This is a genomic window from Pseudomonas asiatica, assembly GCF_040214835.1.
In the GTDB taxonomy this organism is placed as follows: domain Bacteria; phylum Pseudomonadota; class Gammaproteobacteria; order Pseudomonadales; family Pseudomonadaceae; genus Aquipseudomonas; species Aquipseudomonas putida_Z.
Map to the genome: position 1 here is coordinate 1,876,804 of NZ_CP157874.1, position 16,465 is coordinate 1,893,268.

Annotated in this window: 16 protein-coding genes; 9 read left to right on the plus strand and 7 right to left on the minus strand. The window is 65.4% G+C overall.

Features of this window, described 5'->3' with window-relative positions; all coding sequences use genetic code 11:
- Positions 1-1,089: 1,089 nt before the first annotated feature.
- Entirely contained in the window at positions 1,090-1,980 is an 891-nt protein-coding gene (locus tag ABNP31_RS08495; RefSeq protein ID WP_085619389.1) for a LysR family transcriptional regulator, read from the minus strand.
- Between the two features lie 102 nt (positions 1,981-2,082).
- Between ABNP31_RS08495 and ABNP31_RS08500 the strand changes: the two genes are divergently transcribed.
- The 6 genes from ABNP31_RS08500 to ABNP31_RS08525 all read left to right on the plus strand — a co-directional run bounded on the left by ABNP31_RS08500 (position 2,083) and on the right by ABNP31_RS08525 (position 7,726).
- Positions 2,083-3,162 carry an extracellular solute-binding protein gene (locus tag ABNP31_RS08500; protein ID WP_085619387.1) on the plus strand — a complete coding sequence of 360 codons (1,080 nt, stop codon included), beginning with the start codon at positions 2,083-2,085 and terminating at the stop codon, positions 3,160-3,162.
- Positions 3,163-3,187: 25 nt separating this feature from the next.
- The gene (gene speB / locus ABNP31_RS08505; protein WP_350013196.1) at positions 3,188-4,153 is read left to right on the plus strand and encodes an agmatinase; all 966 of its coding nucleotides are present in this window, start codon (positions 3,188-3,190) and stop codon (positions 4,151-4,153) included.
- A 226-nt stretch (positions 4,154-4,379) separates the two neighbouring features.
- On the plus strand, positions 4,380-4,697 hold the full coding sequence (locus tag ABNP31_RS08510; protein WP_025338362.1) for a hypothetical protein: 318 nt from the start codon (positions 4,380-4,382) through the stop codon (positions 4,695-4,697).
- A gap of 23 nt (positions 4,698-4,720) precedes the next feature.
- A complete protein-coding gene (locus tag ABNP31_RS08515; protein WP_350013197.1) occupies positions 4,721-5,872 on the plus strand; it encodes a PQQ-dependent sugar dehydrogenase in 1,152 nt (383 codons plus the stop codon).
- A 151-nt stretch (positions 5,873-6,023) separates the two neighbouring features.
- The gene (gene zapE, locus ABNP31_RS08520) at positions 6,024-7,130 is read left to right on the plus strand and encodes a cell division protein ZapE (protein WP_085693007.1); all 1,107 of its coding nucleotides are present in this window, start codon (positions 6,024-6,026) and stop codon (positions 7,128-7,130) included.
- Positions 7,131-7,144: 14 nt separating this feature from the next.
- On the plus strand, positions 7,145-7,726 hold the full coding sequence (locus ABNP31_RS08525) for a DinB family protein (protein ID WP_013971816.1): 582 nt from the start codon (positions 7,145-7,147) through the stop codon (positions 7,724-7,726).
- A 130-nt stretch (positions 7,727-7,856) separates the two neighbouring features.
- Here the strand turns inward: ABNP31_RS08525 and ABNP31_RS08530 are convergent, their stop codons facing one another.
- The 3 genes from ABNP31_RS08530 to ABNP31_RS08540 all read right to left on the minus strand — a co-directional run bounded on the left by ABNP31_RS08530 (position 7,857) and on the right by ABNP31_RS08540 (position 9,796).
- Positions 7,857-8,855 carry an alpha/beta fold hydrolase gene (locus ABNP31_RS08530; RefSeq protein ID WP_350013198.1) on the minus strand — a complete coding sequence of 333 codons (999 nt, stop codon included), beginning with the start codon at positions 8,853-8,855 and terminating at the stop codon, positions 7,857-7,859.
- Between the two features lie 75 nt (positions 8,856-8,930).
- Entirely contained in the window at positions 8,931-9,368 is a 438-nt protein-coding gene (locus ABNP31_RS08535) for a YqaA family protein (protein ID WP_013971818.1), read from the minus strand.
- Positions 9,368-9,796, minus strand: coding sequence for a DUF411 domain-containing protein (locus tag ABNP31_RS08540; protein WP_015269641.1), 429 nt, complete (start codon positions 9,794-9,796; stop codon positions 9,368-9,370). Before ABNP31_RS08540 ends, ABNP31_RS08535 begins: the two co-directional genes overlap by 1 nt.
- A 53-nt stretch (positions 9,797-9,849) precedes the next feature.
- On the opposite strand from ABNP31_RS08540, the gene ABNP31_RS08545 reads away from it, so the two are divergent.
- Positions 9,850-10,716, plus strand: coding sequence for a hypothetical protein (locus tag ABNP31_RS08545; protein ID WP_350013199.1), 867 nt, complete (start codon positions 9,850-9,852; stop codon positions 10,714-10,716).
- Positions 10,717-10,725: 9 nt separating this feature from the next.
- Here ABNP31_RS08545 and yegQ read toward each other — a convergent pair whose 3' ends face one another.
- Positions 10,726-12,045 (minus strand): tRNA 5-hydroxyuridine modification protein YegQ, encoded by a 1,320-nt coding sequence (gene yegQ / locus ABNP31_RS08550; RefSeq protein WP_025338368.1) that lies wholly within the window; start codon positions 12,043-12,045, stop codon positions 10,726-10,728.
- 133 nt (positions 12,046-12,178) lie between these two features.
- On the opposite strand from yegQ, the gene ABNP31_RS08555 reads away from it, so the two are divergent.
- Positions 12,179-13,243 (plus strand): AI-2E family transporter, encoded by a 1,065-nt coding sequence (locus ABNP31_RS08555; RefSeq protein WP_350013200.1) that lies wholly within the window; start codon positions 12,179-12,181, stop codon positions 13,241-13,243.
- A gap of 227 nt (positions 13,244-13,470) precedes the next feature.
- Here ABNP31_RS08555 and phnX read toward each other — a convergent pair whose 3' ends face one another.
- Both phnX and ABNP31_RS08565 read right to left on the minus strand, forming a co-directional pair.
- Positions 13,471-14,298, minus strand: coding sequence for a phosphonoacetaldehyde hydrolase (phnX, locus tag ABNP31_RS08560; RefSeq protein WP_025338370.1), 828 nt, complete (start codon positions 14,296-14,298; stop codon positions 13,471-13,473).
- A gap of 34 nt (positions 14,299-14,332) precedes the next feature.
- Positions 14,333-15,439 (minus strand): 2-aminoethylphosphonate--pyruvate transaminase, encoded by a 1,107-nt coding sequence (locus ABNP31_RS08565; RefSeq protein ID WP_013971825.1) that lies wholly within the window; start codon positions 15,437-15,439, stop codon positions 14,333-14,335.
- 112 nt (positions 15,440-15,551) lie between these two features.
- Here ABNP31_RS08565 and ABNP31_RS08570 point away from each other — a divergent pair, with 112 nt between their 5' ends.
- A complete protein-coding gene (locus tag ABNP31_RS08570) occupies positions 15,552-16,415 on the plus strand; it encodes a LysR substrate-binding domain-containing protein (RefSeq protein ID WP_015269648.1) in 864 nt (287 codons plus the stop codon).
- The last annotated feature ends 50 nt before the right edge of the window (positions 16,416-16,465 follow it).

Here is a 16,465-nt window from a genome sequence, read left to right on the forward strand (position 1 = left end):
CTGCGCAAACGCCTGCTGTGCCTCGCCGCCCGGTGCTGACCTGGAGCATGGCTTACTGACGCTGCGCGGTTCTGTAGGAGCGGCCTTGTGTCGCGAAAGGGGTGCGAAGCGCCCCCAGGATTTCAGCTGCGCAGCACATATTGCCGGGGCCGCTTTGCGGCCCTTCGCGACACAAGGCCGCTCCTACAGGGACCGCACATGCCTGAGGAAGTCGCGGTCCCTGTGGGAGCGGGTTTGCCCGCGAAGAGGCCCGGTCAGACAAACGCCGCCAGCAAATCCTGCGCAAACGCCTGCTGTGCCTCGCCGCCCGGTGCTGACCTGGAGCATGGCTTACTGACGCTGCGCGGTTCTGTAGGAGCGGCCTTGTGTCGCGAAAGGGGTGCGAAGCGCCCCCAGGATTTCAGCTGCGCAGCACATATTGCCGGGGCCGCTTTGCGGCCCTTCGCGACACAAGGCCGCTCCTACAGGGACCGCACATGCCTGAGGAAGTCGCGGTCCCTGTGGGAGCGGGTTTGCCCGCGAAGAGGCCCGGTCAGACAAACGCCGCCAGCAAATCCTGCGCAAACGCCTGCTGTGCCTCGCCGCCCGGTGCTGACCTGGAGCATGGCTTACTGACGCTGCGCGGTTCTGTAGGAGCGGCCTTGTGTCGCGAAAGGGGTGCGAAGCGCCCCCAGGATTTCAGCTGCGCAGCACATATTGCCGGGGCCGCTTTGCGGCCCTTCGCGACACAAGGCCGCTCCTACAGAGACCGCATATGCCTGAGGAAGTCGCGGTCCCTGTGGGAGCGGGTTTACCCGCGAAGAGGCCGGGTCAGGCAAACGCCGCCAGCAAATCCTGTGCAAACGCCTGCTGTGCCTCGCCGCCCGGTGCTGACCTGGAGCATGGCTTACTGACCCTGCGCGGTTCTGTGGGAGCGGCCTTGTGTCGCGAAAGGGGTGCGAAGCGCCCCCAGGATTTCAGCTGCGCTGCACATATTGCCGGGGCCGCTTTGCGGCCCTTTCGCGACACAAGGCCGCTCCCACAGGGACCGCACATGCCTGAGGAAGTCGCGGTCCCTGTGGGAGCGGGCAAGCCCGCGAAGAGGCCGGGTCAGGCAAACGCCGCCAGCAAATCCTGTGCAAACGCCTGCTGTGCCTCGCCAACCGCCTGCGCCCGGTGCCTGGCCAGGGTAAACGGCACCACGAAGTCCAACCCCGGGTCCAGCGCCCACAACAGCCCCTCAGCCTCCCAGGCTTGCGCGCAATGGCACGGCAGATAGCCAATATGCCGCCCCGACAGAATGAACGTCAGCACGCTCTCGATCTGCTCCGCCACCGCCATGCTGCGCTGGCTCTGGAACGGCTCACCGCCCTTGAGAAACCGGTACGGATGGCGCACCTGGTCCATCGCCAGTAACCGCTCCCGCCCCACGCCAGCCTCACCGAACAGCTCATGGCCCTTGCCGCAATACAGCCGTTGCCGCTCCTCGAACAGCGGCTGGTAATCGAAGGCTGCCTGGTTGCCGGAAAAGTAGCTGATGGCGTAATCCAGCCGCTGCTCTAGCAACAAGCGCTCCAGCTCTGCCGGTGGCGCACTGATCAGCTCCAGCTGCACCGCCTCCTCGCGCCTGCGAAACGCCGCAATGGCCGCCGCCAGCTTCAGGCTCACCGCCTTGTCCTGGTTCTCCGCCATGCCTATGCGCACGGTCCCCAGCAGCCGCCCGGCAACGCCATTGGCCTGCTGGCGAAACTGTTCGATGTTCAGCAATAACCCACGGGCGGCGTCCAGCAACAACGCGCCTTTTTCCGTCAGGTGAAAACCACCCTTGCCGCGGCTGCACAGGCGGTAGCCCAGCCGCGCTTCCAGCTGCGCCATGCGCTGGCTGATGGTGGGCTGGCTCAGGCCCAGCACGCCTTGCGCGGCACTGAAGCCTCCGGCCTCGACTACAGTGACGAACAGCCGCAGCAGGTGCAGGTCGGGGTCGTGCACTTGTCCGAGCATTACATTGCCTCTGGTGAATGTCAGCTTTGCAAACTTGCCATTCCTGCAATGTAACCCGGCTGGCATGCTCGCGGCATCCACCCATTTGCCGAGGTGTCCGCCATGCGTCGATCGTTGTGCCTGCTGTCCCTGGTCCTGGCCTTGCCGCTGCAGGCCGAAGAAAAGGTCGTCAACCTCTACAGCTGGGCCGACTACGTCGCCCCGCAAACCCTCCAGCGCTTCGAGCAGGAAACCGGCTACAAGGTGCGCTACGACACCTTCGACACCACCGAAGTGTTGGAAACCAAGCTGCTGACCGGTGGCAGCGGCTATGACGTGGTGGTGCCGTCGTCGGCCGTGCTGGCCCGGGCGCTCAAGGCCAACGCCCTGCAGCCGCTCGACCCCCAGGCCATGCCTGGCTATGCCAACCTCGACAAGGACCTGCTGGCCAAGCTCGCCGAGGCCGACCCCGGCAACCGCCATGCCGTGCCCTACACCTGGGGCACCCTGGGCCTGGGGGTGAATGTGGAAGCGGTGCGCCAACGCCTGGGAGATGTGCCGCTGGACAGCCTCGACCTGCTGTTCAAGCCCGAGTACGCCAGCCGGCTGAAGGACTGCGGCATCGCCATGCCCGACTCGCCGCAGGAGGTGATCGGCGTGGCCCTGAACTACCTGGGCAAGGACCCTTACAGCCAGGACAAGGACGACCTGGCCGCCACGCAGAGCCTGCTGAGCCAGCTGCAGCCGTCGATCAGCTACGTCGCCAATGGCCGGCAGATCAGCGACCTGGCCAACGGCAGCGTGTGCCTGGCGCTGACCTACAACGGCGATGCGGCGATGGCCGCCGACCAGGCGCGCCGCGCCGGCAAGCCGTTCGAGCTGATCTACCGCATCCCCCGCGAAGGCACGCTGGTATGGCAGGACAACCTGGTCATTCCCAAGGACGCCCCGCACCCCGAGGCCGCGCGGGCGTTCATCGCCTTCATGCTCAAGCCCGAATCGGTGGCCGCGCTGACCAACACGCTGTTCTTCGCCAACGCCAACCAGGCGGCCACGCCGCTGGTGGACGAAGCGGTGCGCAACGACCCGGACATCTACCCGTCGGCCGCGGTGCGCCAGCGCCTGTATGCCGACCGCAGCATGGCCCTGGCCGACCTGCGCCAGCGCAACCGCCTGTGGACCGCGTTCCGCAGCCGCCAGTAACCAATAACGACAAAGGAGCCCGACCGTGGAGCAAGCCGCAAACAACGACCAGGCCATGACCCGCGACAGCCTGTATGGCACCGCTGCGGAAAGTACCTACGCCGGCATTACCAGTTTCTCTCGCCGCCGCTACAGCCGCGACCTGCGTGGCGTCGATGTGGTGGTCAGCGGTGTGCCGTTCGATACTGCAACCAGCAACCGCCCCGGTGCGCGCTTCGGCCCGCGGGCGATCCGCGCCGCTTCGGTGCAGCAGGCCTGGGCCCGGCACTGGCCGTGGGCGTTCGACCCGTTCGATCACCTGGCGGTGATCGACTATGGTGATTGCGCCTTCGACAGCGGCACCCCGCAGTCGGTACCGGACAGCATCGAGGCCCATGCCACGCATATTCTGGAAGCAGGCTGCGCCATGCTCACCCTGGGTGGCGACCACTTCATCAGCTACCCGCTGCTCAAGGCCCATGCCCGCCGCCATGGCCCGCTGGCGCTGATCCACTTCGATGCGCACAGCGACACCTGGCCGGACGAGGAGGGCAAACGCATCGACCACGGCACCATGTTCTGGCATGCCGCCCGCGAAGGCCTGGTAGACCCGGCCAGCTCGGTGCAGATCGGCCTGCGCACCACCAATGATGACAGCCAGGGCTTTGCCCTCCTCGACGCCCGCCAGGTACACCGGCAGGGCACCGAGGCGGTGATCGCGGCGATTCGCCAGCGGGTGGGCGAGCGGCCGGTGTACCTGACCTTCGATATCGACTGCCTCGACCCGGCCTATGCGCCTGGTACCGGCACACCGGTGTGCGGCGGGCTGAGCACGGTGCAGGCGCTGGAGATCATCGGCGGGCTGCGCGGTATCAACCTGGTGGGCATGGATCTGGTGGAGGTGGCGCCAGCCTATGACCACGCCGACATCACCGCGCTGGCCGGGGCGACTCTGGCGATGGAAATGCTGTGCCTGTATGCGGCGCGGCACAAGGTGGACAAGGGCCAGTAACCTGGGGCCGCTTTGCGGCCCATCGCGACACAAGGCCGCTCCTACAGGTAATCGCGTACCCCTGTAGGAGCGGCCTTGTGTCGCGATGGGCTGCAAAGCAGCCCCCAAGGCCCATACTGAAACATCAGGAATCATCTCCACCCGCATTCACACTTTTGCCGCGAACCCTTCGCGCCTTAGGCTATCAAACCCACCAGGCGCGGCATTTTCGTACAGGAGGTGAAGCATGACCCCGACCTTGCCCATCCTGGCCCTCGGCCTGGTGCTGTGCCTGCCCGCGCAAGCGGCCCCCGAGCCGCCCTTGCAACTCGCCGCCGGCAACAACAACCCCTACAACAGCCCGATCCAGCGCGCCAACCCTAACAGCCGCCAAGGCAGCATGCCGGCCACACCTCCCGTGCGCGGCCCGTCCACCGACCCGTACCAGCGCACGCCCACCCTGGACAACCGCGGCATCGGCAATGGCGACAACCTGCGCCGCCAGCAGCAAACCCCGAACCTGGAGCCCACCCGACCACCCCGCGGCAACCCGCGCGCGCCATGAGCGCCCTACGAAAGGAATCCTGCATGCTTCGAGCACCCTGGCTTGTCACCCTGACCGCCGCCGCACTCCTGCCCCTGCTGGCGCAAGCGGCGGCCGAACAGCAGCTTCGCAGTGAAGAAGGCACCTTGACCGTCAGCACAGTGGCCGACGGCCTGCGCAACCCTTGGGCCCTGGCGTTCCTGCCGGACGGCAAGGACATGCTGGTCACCGAGCGCGCCGGCAACTTGCGGGTGGTCAATGCCGAAGGCAAGGTCGGCCCGCCGATCAGTGGTGTGCCCAAGGTCTGGGCCGAGGGCCAGGGCGGCCTGCTGGATGTGGTGCTGTCGCCGGAGTTCGCCAAGGACCGCACCGTCTACCTGTCCTACGCCGAAGAGGGCAGTGACGGCAAGGCCGGTACGGCGGTCGGCCGTGGCCAGTTGTCCCAGGACCGCGCCCGGCTGGAAAACTTCAACGTCATCTTCCGCCAGCAGCCCAAGCTGTCGGAGGGCAACCACTTCGGCTCGCGCCTGGTGTTCGACCGCGACGGCTACCTGTTCATCGCTCTCGGCGAGAACAACCAGCGCCCGACCGCCCAGGACCTGGACAAGCTGCAAGGCAAGATCGTGCGTATCTTGCCGGACGGCGAAGTACCCAGGGACAACCCCTTCGTCGGCAAGGACAACGTGCGGCCGGAGATCTGGTCGTTCGGCCACCGCAACCAGCAAGGCGCCGCACTCAACCCCTGGACCGGCAAGCTGTGGACCCACGAGCACGGCCCGCGCGGCGGCGACGAGATCAACATTCCCGAGCCTGGCAAGAACTATGGCTGGCCGATTGCGACCCACGGCATCAACTACTCGCTGCTGCCGATTCCCGAGGCCAAGGGCAAGCATGTGCAGGGCATGGTCGACCCGCACCATGTATGGGAGAAGTCGCCGGGTATCAGCGGCATGGCCTTCTACGACAGCTCTAGGTTCAAGGCCTGGGATCACAACCTGTTCATTGGCGCGCTGGCTACCCAGGAGCTGATCCGCCTGCAACTGGATGGCGACAAGGTGGTGCATGAAGAGCGTTTGCTGGGTGAGCTGAAGGCGCGTATGCGCGATGTGCGGGTGGGGCCGGATGGCTACCTGTATGTGCTGACCGATGACAAGGACGGCGCGTTGCTCAAGGTAGGCCTGGGCGACGGCACCTGACGCAGTACAGTACTTGTGGGAGCGGCCTTGTGTCGCGAAAGGGCCGCAGAGCGGCCCCAGGATTTTCGCGTCACGACGAATATTGCTGGGGCCGCTGCGCGGCCCTTTCGCGACACAAGGCCGCTCCCACAAGGTATGTGTAGAATGCCGCATGGCTATCGATCCCCATTCCCTCTACCAGCAGGCCCTGACCACCCAGGGCTATGTCGCCGACCCCGCCCAGGCCCGCGCCGTCGAGGCCTTGCAGGCCTGTTTCCAGGCCGTCGAACAGGGCCGCCCCACCCAGGGTATCTACCTCTGGGGCCCGGTCGGCCGCGGCAAGACCTGGCTGATGGACCAGTTCCACCACTGCCTGCGGGTACCCAGCCGGCGCCAGCACTTCCACCACTTCATGGCCTGGGTCCACCAGCGCCTGTTCCAGCTCAACGGCACCGCCGACCCGCTGCTGGCGCTGGCCGGGGAGCTGGCAGGGCAGATACGCGTGCTGTGCTTCGACGAGCTGTTCGTCAACGACATCGGTGACGCGATCATCCTCGGCCGCCTGTTCCAGGTACTGTTCGACCAAGGCGTTGTTATCGTCGCCACCTCCAACCAGCCACCCGAGCAGCTCTACCGCGACGGCTTCAACCGCGAGCGTTTCCTGCCGGCCATCGCCGCCATCCAGCGGCACATGCAGGTACTGCCGGTAGCCGGCGAGCAGGACCACCGCCTGCACCCCGGCGCCGAGCGCCAGCGTTACTGGGTGGCGCAAGCGGGGCAGGCCAGCCAGCTGGGCGAGGTGTTCCGCCAGCTCAGCCCCGGCGACGCAGGCCACGATCAGCCCTTGGCGATCGGCTCCCGGCAGGTGCAGGTGGTGCGGCGCAGCGCGCAGGCCATCTGGTGCCGCTTCACCGACCTGTGCGAACAGCCGCTGGCGGCCATGGAGTTCATGGCCCTGTGCGACCGGTTCCCGGCCATCCTGGTGTCGGGCATTCCGGCGCTGGGGGGTGAACAGCGGGCCGGGCGCATTGCCCGGGGCACCGAGGATGCTGCGGCGCGGGTGGTGGCGGGTGACCGCGAGCTGCCAGCGCTGTCGCCCAAGGACGACGCGGTGCGCCGCTTCATTGCCCTGGTCGACGAATGCTACGACCGCCGGGTGGCGTTGTACCTGGAGGCACAGGTGCCGCTGGATGCCCTCTACACTCAAGGGTATCTGGCGTTCCCGTACCAACGGACCCTGAGCCGGCTACGGGAGATGCAACTGCAACGCTTCGCCTGAAAAGGAGCCGAACCATGGAGCCGCTGTCGCATCATCTGCTGACCCAGGCCTACAACAATGGCTGGGCCAACCACCGTCTGTACAAGGCCTGCCTGCAACTGACCCAGGACGAATTCGTCGCCCCGCGCTGCAGCTTTTTCCCGTCGATCAAGGCCACCCTCAACCACCTGCTGACGGTGGACTGGTTCTACCTGCACATGCTCGAGTGCGAGCAGCGTGGCGAGCAGCCCGACGCCGACGGCGAGCGCTTCTTCGACCCCGAACAGCCGTTTGCCACCTGCACCGACCTGCATGCCGAACAGGCCCAGGCCGATCACCGGCTGATCGCCTATTGCCGCGGCCTGCGCGATGGTGAGCTGGGGCGCTATGTGAGCATCGTGCGCCCCGAGCGGGTACAGCGCGAGCAACGGCTGCGGTTGTTGGCGCACCTGTTCGAGCACCAGGTGCATCACCGTGGGCAGGTGCATGCGATGCTCAGTGACACGGCAGTGAGGCCGCCGCAGCTGGATGAGTTTTTCTGTGAGGAAGAGGCGGGGTTGCGGGCGGCGGACTTTGCCGAGCTGGGCTGGACCGAGGAGCAGGTCTGGAAAGTGTAGGGGGCTGCTTTGCAGCCCTTCGCGGGCTTGCCCGCTCCCACGGGTAGTGCACAGCTTCCCAAACCTGTGCAGTACCTGTGGGAGCGGGCGAGCCCGCGAAGGGCCGCAAAGCGGCCCCTCGACTATTGGCTCACTTGCCCAGCCACTCCACCAGCGTACGGTTGAACCGCACCGGCTCCTCGATCTGCGGCGCATGCCCCATGCCTTCAAAGGTAATCAGCTCACCCTTGGGAATCAGCTTGGCCACCTGCGGCCCCAGCACTGCATACTTGCCCAGCTTCGCTTTCACCTCCGGCGGCGCGATATCACTGCCGATGGCTGTGGTGTCCTGGTCACCGATCAGCAGCAGGGTGGGCATCTGCAGGTCCTTGAACTCGTGGTACACCGGCTGGGTGAAGATCATGTCGTAGATCAGCGCCGAGTTCCACGCCACCGCTTCATGCCCCGGCCCCTTGTTCAGACCCACCAGCATCTGCACCCAGCGCTCGTACTCCGGCTTCCAGCGCCCGGCGTAGTAGGTCTTGCGCTCATACTCGCGCACGCCTTCGGCATCCAGCTTGAGTTCGCGCGCATACCACTGGTCCACCGTGCGGTAGGGCACGCCCAGGGCTTTCCAGTCTTCCAGCCCGATGGGGTTGACCATCGCCAGGCGCTCCACCTGCTGCGGGTACATCAGCGCATAGCGGGTGGCGAGCATGCCGCCGGTGGAGTGGCCGAGCACGATGCTTTGCTTCACGCCCAGCTGTTCGAGCAGGGCATGGGTGTTGCTCGCCAGTTGCTGGAAGCTGTACTGGTAATGCGCCGGCTTGCTGGAGCTGCAGAAGCCGACCTGGTCGGGGGCGATGACCCGGTAGCCAGCCTTGCTCAGGGCGTCGATGGTGGTTTCCCAAGTGGCGGCGCAGAAGTTCTTGCCATGCATCAGCACCACGCTGTGGCCGTTGGCCTGGCCCTGGGCGGGCACGTCCATGTAGCCCATCTGCAGGGCCTGGCCCTGGGACTTGAAGTCGAAATGCTTGAGTGGATGCGGGTAGTTGAAGCCCTCCAGCTGGGGGCCATAGGTGGGCGATTCGGCGGCGATGGCCGAACTGCCGGCGAGGCAGGCCAGGGCCAGGGCGGTTGCGCGCAGCATGGGGGCACTCCGTGTAGGGCCATGTAGGAAGGGGCGACTGTAGCAGTCAGTGGACCACGCGGGACGTGAAAGGTGTTACCAGGCGTGAAACCAGCCCAGGGTAATCATCGCCAGCACCCCATAGCGGCCGGCCTTGGCCAGGGTCACCAGCAGCAGGAAGCGCCAGAACGGCTCACGCATGATGCCTGCGATCAGCGTCAGCGGGTCGCCGATCACCGGCATCCAGCTGAGCAGCAGCGACCATTGCCCCCAGCGCTGGTAGCGCTGTTGCGCGCGTTCCAGCTGGGCAGGGCTGAACGGGAACCAGCGCTTGTCACGCAGGTGCTCGATGGCCCGGCCCAGCACCCAGTTGACCACCGAGCCCAGCACATTGCCCAGGGTCGCCACCAGCAGCAGGGTGGCCCAGGCCTCGGGCTGGCGCAGCAAAAGGCCGACCAGCACGGCCTCCGATTGCAGCGGTAGCAGGGTGGCGGCGCCGAAGGCGCTGAGGAACAGCGCCCACAGGCTGAGCATCAGTAGTTGGCGACCACGGTGTCCTTGCCGTCCTGGGTCACGCCGATGACCTGGTAGGCATCCTTGTGGTCACCCATTTCCATGCCGGGCGAGCCCATGGGCATGCCTGGCACGGCCAGGCCCTTGAGGTCGTTGCGTTTGGCCAGCAGGCGCACCTGCTCGGCCGGTACGTGGCCTTCGACGAACTTGCCATCGATCACCCCGGTATGGCACGACGCCAGGCGTGGCGCCACGCCCAGGCGTTGTTTCACCTCGCTCATGTTCGGCTCGACATGGTCGTTGACGGTGAAGCCGTTGTCGCGCAGGTGGCTGATCCAGGCCTTGCAGCAGCCACAGTTGGGGTCGCGGTAGACGTCGATGGTCTCGGCAGCCTGGGCCAGGCCGGTGATGGCCAGCAGGCCCAGGGGCAGCAGGTGTTTACGCAGCATCATGAAGCACTCCTTCAAAAACGTGGGCGGATACCGGCGACCAGGCCTATGCCTTGCACGCGCCCGGTGTCGTTGCGGCCCCAGGGGCGGTCCGATATCCAGCGGTCGGCCAGCAGCATAGCGTAAGCGGCTTCCAGGCGCAGCGCGGCCTGTTGCTGTTCGCCAGCGTTGTCAGGCAGCCAGTCTACCTGTCAGGTAGTGGTTCCGGATGCCGGCCTGTCATCACGCTGGCTAACGTGCGGCACACCTATCTGAGAGCCTGCTGGATCATGACCCTACCACTGGACTGCCTGTTGTACTCCAAGACCAATCTGATCGGCATCGGACCAAACCTGTCCGACGAGGAACGCCAGGACGTGCAAACGTTGCTGGACCATGCCGATGAGTTCGCAAGCCGCTTCCTCGACCGGGACGAGCTATGGAAAAGCTGGTTCGACCGCTTCCGCAATCGCCTGGAGAAACATGGCTGCGTAAGGATGGCCGCCCTGGAGTTGCCGCCCCAGGTCATCAGGGACCATGACGATTTCGATACAAGGCTCGAGCCCATCGGCACAGGCAGCACACCAACGCTGTTGGCCCAACTGGCGCGCGCATCCATGCAGGAACTGCGCATCAGTGCTCACGCCAGCAAGTTCCTGCAGTCTGGTTGGCAGAACGACGTCGCCTCATCGTTTCTGATAACACCCTGCCAGAAGGACGAGGAGGGCCAGATCCATCTGGCGGTCTACTCGTTTCGCTTCAATGGCACGGTGGAAATGCGCGACTTCGGATTCTGGAGCGAGGCCCAGCGTGACATCGTCGTGTGGAACACCGGCACTGTTTACCGCTTTGACCTGGAACGTTTCGCCGCTTTTCGTCAGCAGATTCGTAAGGAATTGGGCGACCGGCGGCTTGGCGCCATTACCAGGATTGAACTCTAGCCACCTCGCTCAAGCTGGCAGGTCACGCATCAGCAGGCCGTATGCCAATGGCACCTGCTCGGGAACAGGAAGGTAGATGGTGTGGCCATCGCCAGGGGCGACCTGCAGCGGTTGCTGCTGGCCATTGCTCATGTGCTCGAGATCGAAGTGGTAGTTGCCGCGTGGGGTCATCAGTTCCAGATGGTCGCCCACGGCGAAGCGGTTCTTCACCTTGACCTCGGCCAGGCCGTCGACGCGCACCCCGGTCAGCTCGCCAACGAACTGCTGGCGCTCGGACACCGAGTTGCCGCGCTGGTAGTTCTGGTACTCGTCGTGCACGTGGCGGCGCAGGAAGCCTTCGGTGTAACCGCGCTGGGCCAGGGATTCGAGGTTGTCCATCAGGGAGCGGTCGAATGGCCGCCCGGCCACCGCGTCGTCGATCGCCTGGCGGTACGACTGCACGGCGCGGGCGCAGTAGAAGTGCGACTTGGTGCGGCCTTCGATCTTCAGCGAGTGCACGCCCATGGCGGCCAGGCGCCCGACATGCTGGATGGCGCGCAGGTCCTTGGCATTCATGATGTAGGTGCCGTGCTCGTCTTCGAACGCCGGCATTTCGGTGCCGGGGCGGTTGCTTTCCTGCAGCAGGAATACCTGCTCGGTCGGTGCACCCAGGCCCAGCGTCGGCTGCACTTCGCGCACGATGTCGCCAGTTGCGTTTTCGGTGGCCGGGGTGGCGTCGTACTTCCAGCGGCAAGCGTTGGTGCAGCTGCCCTGGTTGGCATCGCGCTTGTTGAGGTAGCCCGACAGCAGGCAACGGCCGGAGTAGGCCATGCACAGGGCACCGTGGACGAACACCTCCAGCTCCATTTCCGGCACCTGCTGGCGGATTTCTTCGATCTCTTCGAGCGACAGCTCGCGCGACAGGATCACCCGGCTCAGGCCCAGTTGCTGCCAGAACTGCACGCTGGCCCAGTTGACCGTGTTGGCCTGCACCGACAGGTGCACCGGCATCTGCGGGAAGTGCTGGCGTACCAGCATGATCAGGCCTGGGTCGGACATGATCAGCGCGTCCGGTGCCATCTCGATCACCGGCGCCAGGTCCTTGAGGAAGGTCTTGAGCTTGGCATTGTGCGGGGCAATGTTGACCACCACGTAGAAGCGCTTGCCCAGGGCATGCGCCTCCTGGATGCCCAGGGCCAGGTTGGCATGGTCGAACTCGTTGTTGCGCACCCGCAAGCTGTAGCGAGGCTGGCCGGCGTAGACCGCGTCGGCGCCATAGGCGAAGGCGTAGCGCATGGTCTTGAGGGTGCCGGCGGGGGCCAGCAGTTCGGGCTTGGCGATAGGGGTCATGTGCGCACCGGAGCAAAAGGCGCGGATGCTAGGGCTGGCAGATACGGCCCGTATTGATTTGCATCAAGGGAATGGCGGCACTTTTGCCAAGGTGCGGCGCACTAATAACGCATAAGCCATGCGAGGACCCGCGATGAACCAGACCGCCCTGCAGAACAAAGCCCTGGCAGTACTGCTGGCGCTGGTGAGCATTGCCTTCATCTGGATCCTGCTGCCGTACTACGGTGCGGTCTTCTGGGCGGTGATACTCGGTATCTTGTTCGCCCCGCTGCAGCGCCACCTGCTGTTGCGTTTCGGCCGCCGGCGCAACCTGGCTGCGGTGACCACCTTGCTGGTGTGCCTGCTGGTGGCGATCCTGCCGGTGATCATCACCAGCGCATTGCTGGTGCAGGAGGGGGCCGCCCTGTACCAGCGCATCGAGCACGGGGAGCTGGATATTGCCGGTTATGTCGAGCGCGGCAAGGACATGCTTCCGGCGTTTGCCCAGCAGGGCCTGGACAGCATGGGCATGGGCAACCTCGACGGGCTGCGCGACAAGATCAGCAAGTGGGCCACCCAGGGCAGCCAGGTGCTGGCCAGCCAGGCGTTCAACTTCGGGCAGGACACCTTCCAGTTCATGGTCAGCTTCTTCGTCATGCTGTACCTGTTGTTCTTCTTCCTGCGCGAAGGCGCGGAGGTCGCCCGCCAGGTGCGTCTGGCAGTGCCGCTGCCCGAACACCAGAAGCGCCGTTTGCAGCTGAAGTTCAACCGTGTGGTGCGGGCGACGGTAAAAGGCAACGTGCTGGTGGCCATTACCCAGGGGGCGCTGGGCGGTTTCATCTTCTGGGTGCTGGATATCCCGAGTGCGCTGGTGTGGGCGGTGCTGATGGCGTTTCTGTCGCTGCTGCCGGCGGTGGGGGCGGGGATCGTGTGGGCGCCGGTGGCGGCGTACTTCCTGCTGACCGGTGCGATTTTGTCGGGGGTGATCCTGACCGCGTTCGGCGTGCTGGTGATCGGCCTGGTGGACAACTTGTTGCGGCCGGTCCTGGTGGGCAAGGATACGCGCATGCCGGACTACCTGATTCTGGTGTCGACGCTGGGCGGGCTGGCGGTGTTCGGGCTCAACGGCTTCGTGATCGGGCCATTGATCGCGGCGCTGTTCGTGTCGAGTTGGGCGATCTTCGCGGCAACCAAACCCCGGGTGCAGTTGCCGGAGTAGCACTTATTCGAGAAAGGCCTGCCGATACGGCGATCCTTGTAGGAGCGGCCTTGTGTCGCGATCGGGCTGCGCAGCAGCCCCAGCAAATTTCGCATTGAAGCAGAAACCCTGGGGCTGCTGCGCAGCCCGATCGCGACACAAGGCCGCTCCTACATCTATCGCGCAAACGTTCAGGTATCGCGCAAACGTTCAGGTATCACGCAAACGTTCAGGTATCACGCAAACGTTCAGGACGCCTGCGGCATCTCACCCTTGGCCAGGCGCCGGTTGATGTCGGCGATCACTTCGGGCAGTTCGTTGATGGTGTCGATCAGGTAGTGCGGGCGGGAGCCGGCGAACAGGGCGTGGATGCGCTGGCGCTCGCTTTCCAGCTTCTCGGCGCTCAGCGCGCGGTAGCCTTCCCAGGTCAGCCCCAGGGCATTGCCCGAGCACACCAGGGCCACGGTCCACATGCCGGCACGGCGGCCTTCGAGAATGCCCGGCACGGTATCGTCGACCTTCACGCACGCCGCCACATCGTCGATACCCAGCGCGATCACGTTGGCCAGGGCCTGGGCCGGCCATGGGCGGCCGTTCGGGGTTTCGTCGGTAGCCACCACATGGTCGGCCACGTAGCCGTTCTGCGCGGCCAACTCCACCACCTTGTCCATCACCACCTTCGGGTAGCCCGAGCAAGAGCCGATCTTCAGGCCGTCCTGGCGCAGCCCGGTGAGGGTGTCCAGGGCGCCGGGGATCAGCGCCGAGTGCACGGCGATCTTCTCGATCTGCAGCGGCATGAAGCGGTTGTAGATGGCGGTGACATCATCGTCGGTCGGGGTACGGCCGAACACCTTGCGGTAGCGCTCGGCAATTTCCGGCACATCGCACAGGGTGCGGATGTGGTCCCACTTGCCCATGCCCATCGGGCCACGGGCTTCTTCGATGGACACCTGCACATCGAATTCGGCAAAGGCTTCGACAAAGATCTGGGTCGGGGCGAAGGAGCCGAAGTCGACCACGGTGCCGGCCCAGTCAAGGATGGCGGCTTGCAGCTGGGTAGGGTTGCTGTAGTTCATGTGCGCTTGTTCCTGAAATTGGGTGGGCAAAGGGTCAGATGTCCAGCACTTCCATTTCCCGCAGCACCTCGGCCACGGCATTCACGGCGGCCTGCATGCCATCCGCTCCAACCACGCCGATGCAGCCGACACGGAAGGTTTCCACCTGGGTCAGCTTGCCCGGGTAGAGGATGAAGCCCTTGGCCTTGACCCGCTCGTAGAAGTCCTTGAACTGGTAGCGGGGATCGTTCGGTGCGTGGAAGGTGACGATGATCGGCGCCTGGATCTCGGCAGGCAGGAAGCTGCGCAGGCCGATGGCGGCCATGCCGTCGAGCAAGGTCTTGCAGTTGTCGGCGTAGCGCTGGTGGCGCGCTGGCAGGCCACCTTCCTCGTTGTATTGCTGCAGCGCTTCGTGCAGGGCAGCGACCACGTGGGTCGGCGGGGTGAAGCGCCACTGGCCGGTCTTGGCCATGTAGGTGTGCTGGTCGTGCAGGTCCATGGCCAGCGAGTGGGCGTTGCCTTCGGCAGCGGCCAGGGCGGTTTTCTCGGCGAACACGAAGCCCATGCCAGGTACCCCTTCCAGGCATTTGCCGGAGGCGGCGATCAGCGCCTCGAAGGGGATGGCGCGGGCGTCGATCGGCAGTGCGCCGAACGAGCTCATGGCGTCGATGATCAGGCGCTTGCCGTGGCCTTTGATCACCTGGGCGATCTCGGGCAGCGGGTTGAGGATGCCGGTACTGGTTTCGCAGTGGATCAGCGCGACGTGGGTGATGGCCGGATCGGCGGCCAGCAGGCGGTCGACGTCGGCGGCGGTGGTCGGCTGGTCTTCGGCGGTTTCGAAGGTGCTGTAGGCACGGCCCAGCACTTTGCAGATCTTCGCCAGGCGCTGGCCATAGGCGCCATTGATCAGCACTAGGACCTTGCCGTCACGCGGCACCAGAGTGCCGATGGCCGCTTCCACGGCGAAGGTGCCGCTGCCTTGCAGGGGCACGCAGTGGTGGCTGGCGCTGCCGTCGATGATGGCCAGCAGTTGCTCGCAGACACTGGCAGTCAGTTGGTTGAAGTCGCGGTCCCAGGAGCCCCAGTCCACCAGCATGGCTTGGCGGGTGCGGATTGATGTGGTCAGGGGACCGGGGGTCAGCAGAATCGGGGCGTTGCTCATTCCGTTATTCCTCACAAGCGGTGGGCTGAAACTACGGGGCCTAGGTTGCAATTGGCGTTGCCATCAATCAAATTGTTTGTTGTTATCCGAGCTATAAGTAAGGCCGATAAATATGAACCTGTTCCAGTTGCGTGCCTTCGATGCCGTCGCCCGTGAGGGCAGCTTCACCCGTGCCGCCGCACGCCTGTTCATCAGCCAGCCGGCAGTGACCGGGCACGTGAAGGCGCTGGAGGAGCACTACCAGATCACCTTGCTGCGGCGTACCGCGCGGCGGGTTGAGTTGACCGAAGAGGGCACCCGCCTGGCAGCCATCACCCGCGCCATGTTCGGGCTGGCCGAAGAGGCGCAGGCCATGCTCGAGGCTAATCGCCAATTGCTGACCGGGCGCCTGGAGGTGGCGGCCGATGGCCCGCACCGGGTCATGCCGATGCTGGCGCTGCTGCGCGAGCGCTACCCGGGCATTACCGTCAACCTGCGCTTGGGCAATGCCCAGGAAACTTTGGCGGCATTGCTCAGCGAACATGCCGACGTGGCCGTGCTGACCGAGATCGAGCCGCGCAAAGGCCTGCATTTGCAGAACCTGTGCGAGTCGCGGTTGTGCGCCTTGCTGCCGGCGGGGCATGCCTGGGCCAGCGGCGAAGGTGATTTGCCGCTGGCCGAGCTGCACCAGCAGATCATGGTGTTGCGCGAGCCCAGCTCCACCACCCGGCGCACCTTCGACAAGGCCTGCAGCAAGGCCGCCGTGCAACCTCGGGTGCTGCTGGAGCTGGATAGCCGCGAGGCGGTGACCGAAGCGGTGGCCTCGGAGCTGGGCATTGGCGTGGTGTCGTCCACCGAAGTCGCCAATGACCCGCGGGTAGTGGCGCGCCCGCTGGCCGGTGACGGCCTGGTCAACCAGCACCTGATCGGCTGCCTGGAGCGCCGCCGTGAGCTGCGCCTGATCCAGGCGTTCCTCGGCCTGGCGGCAGGGCTGTGATGGCTGTTTTCAACGGGGCGGCCTAAGATGGCCGGCATTGAGCCGACAGG

What these genes read in the sequence shown, in the direction of transcription:
- ABNP31_RS08495 (WP_085619389.1), bottom strand. Translation starts at nt 1,980, where the DNA reads ATGCTCGGACAAGTGCACGACCCCGACCTGCACCTGCTGCGGCTGTTC.
- ABNP31_RS08500 (WP_085619387.1), top strand. Translation starts at nt 2,083, where the DNA reads ATGCGTCGATCGTTGTGCCTGCTGTCCCTGGTCCTGGCCTTGCCGCTG.
- ABNP31_RS08510 (WP_025338362.1), top strand. Translation starts at nt 4,380, where the DNA reads ATGACCCCGACCTTGCCCATCCTGGCCCTCGGCCTGGTGCTGTGCCTG.
- ABNP31_RS08515 (WP_350013197.1), top strand. Translation starts at nt 4,721, where the DNA reads ATGCTTCGAGCACCCTGGCTTGTCACCCTGACCGCCGCCGCACTCCTG.
- zapE (WP_085693007.1), top strand. Translation starts at nt 6,024, where the DNA reads ATGGCTATCGATCCCCATTCCCTCTACCAGCAGGCCCTGACCACCCAG.
- ABNP31_RS08525 (WP_013971816.1), top strand. Translation starts at nt 7,145, where the DNA reads ATGGAGCCGCTGTCGCATCATCTGCTGACCCAGGCCTACAACAATGGC.
- ABNP31_RS08530 (WP_350013198.1), bottom strand. Translation starts at nt 8,855, where the DNA reads ATGCTGCGCGCAACCGCCCTGGCCCTGGCCTGCCTCGCCGGCAGTTCG.
- ABNP31_RS08535 (WP_013971818.1), bottom strand. Translation starts at nt 9,368, where the DNA reads ATGCTCAGCCTGTGGGCGCTGTTCCTCAGCGCCTTCGGCGCCGCCACC.
- ABNP31_RS08540 (WP_015269641.1), bottom strand. Translation starts at nt 9,796, where the DNA reads ATGCTGCGTAAACACCTGCTGCCCCTGGGCCTGCTGGCCATCACCGGC.
- yegQ (WP_025338368.1), bottom strand. Translation starts at nt 12,045, where the DNA reads ATGACCCCTATCGCCAAGCCCGAACTGCTGGCCCCCGCCGGCACCCTC.
- ABNP31_RS08555 (WP_350013200.1), top strand. Translation starts at nt 12,179, where the DNA reads ATGAACCAGACCGCCCTGCAGAACAAAGCCCTGGCAGTACTGCTGGCG.
- phnX (WP_025338370.1), bottom strand. Translation starts at nt 14,298, where the DNA reads ATGAACTACAGCAACCCTACCCAGCTGCAAGCCGCCATCCTTGACTGG.
- ABNP31_RS08565 (WP_013971825.1), bottom strand. Translation starts at nt 15,439, where the DNA reads ATGAGCAACGCCCCGATTCTGCTGACCCCCGGTCCCCTGACCACATCA.
- ABNP31_RS08570 (WP_015269648.1), top strand. Translation starts at nt 15,552, where the DNA reads ATGAACCTGTTCCAGTTGCGTGCCTTCGATGCCGTCGCCCGTGAGGGC.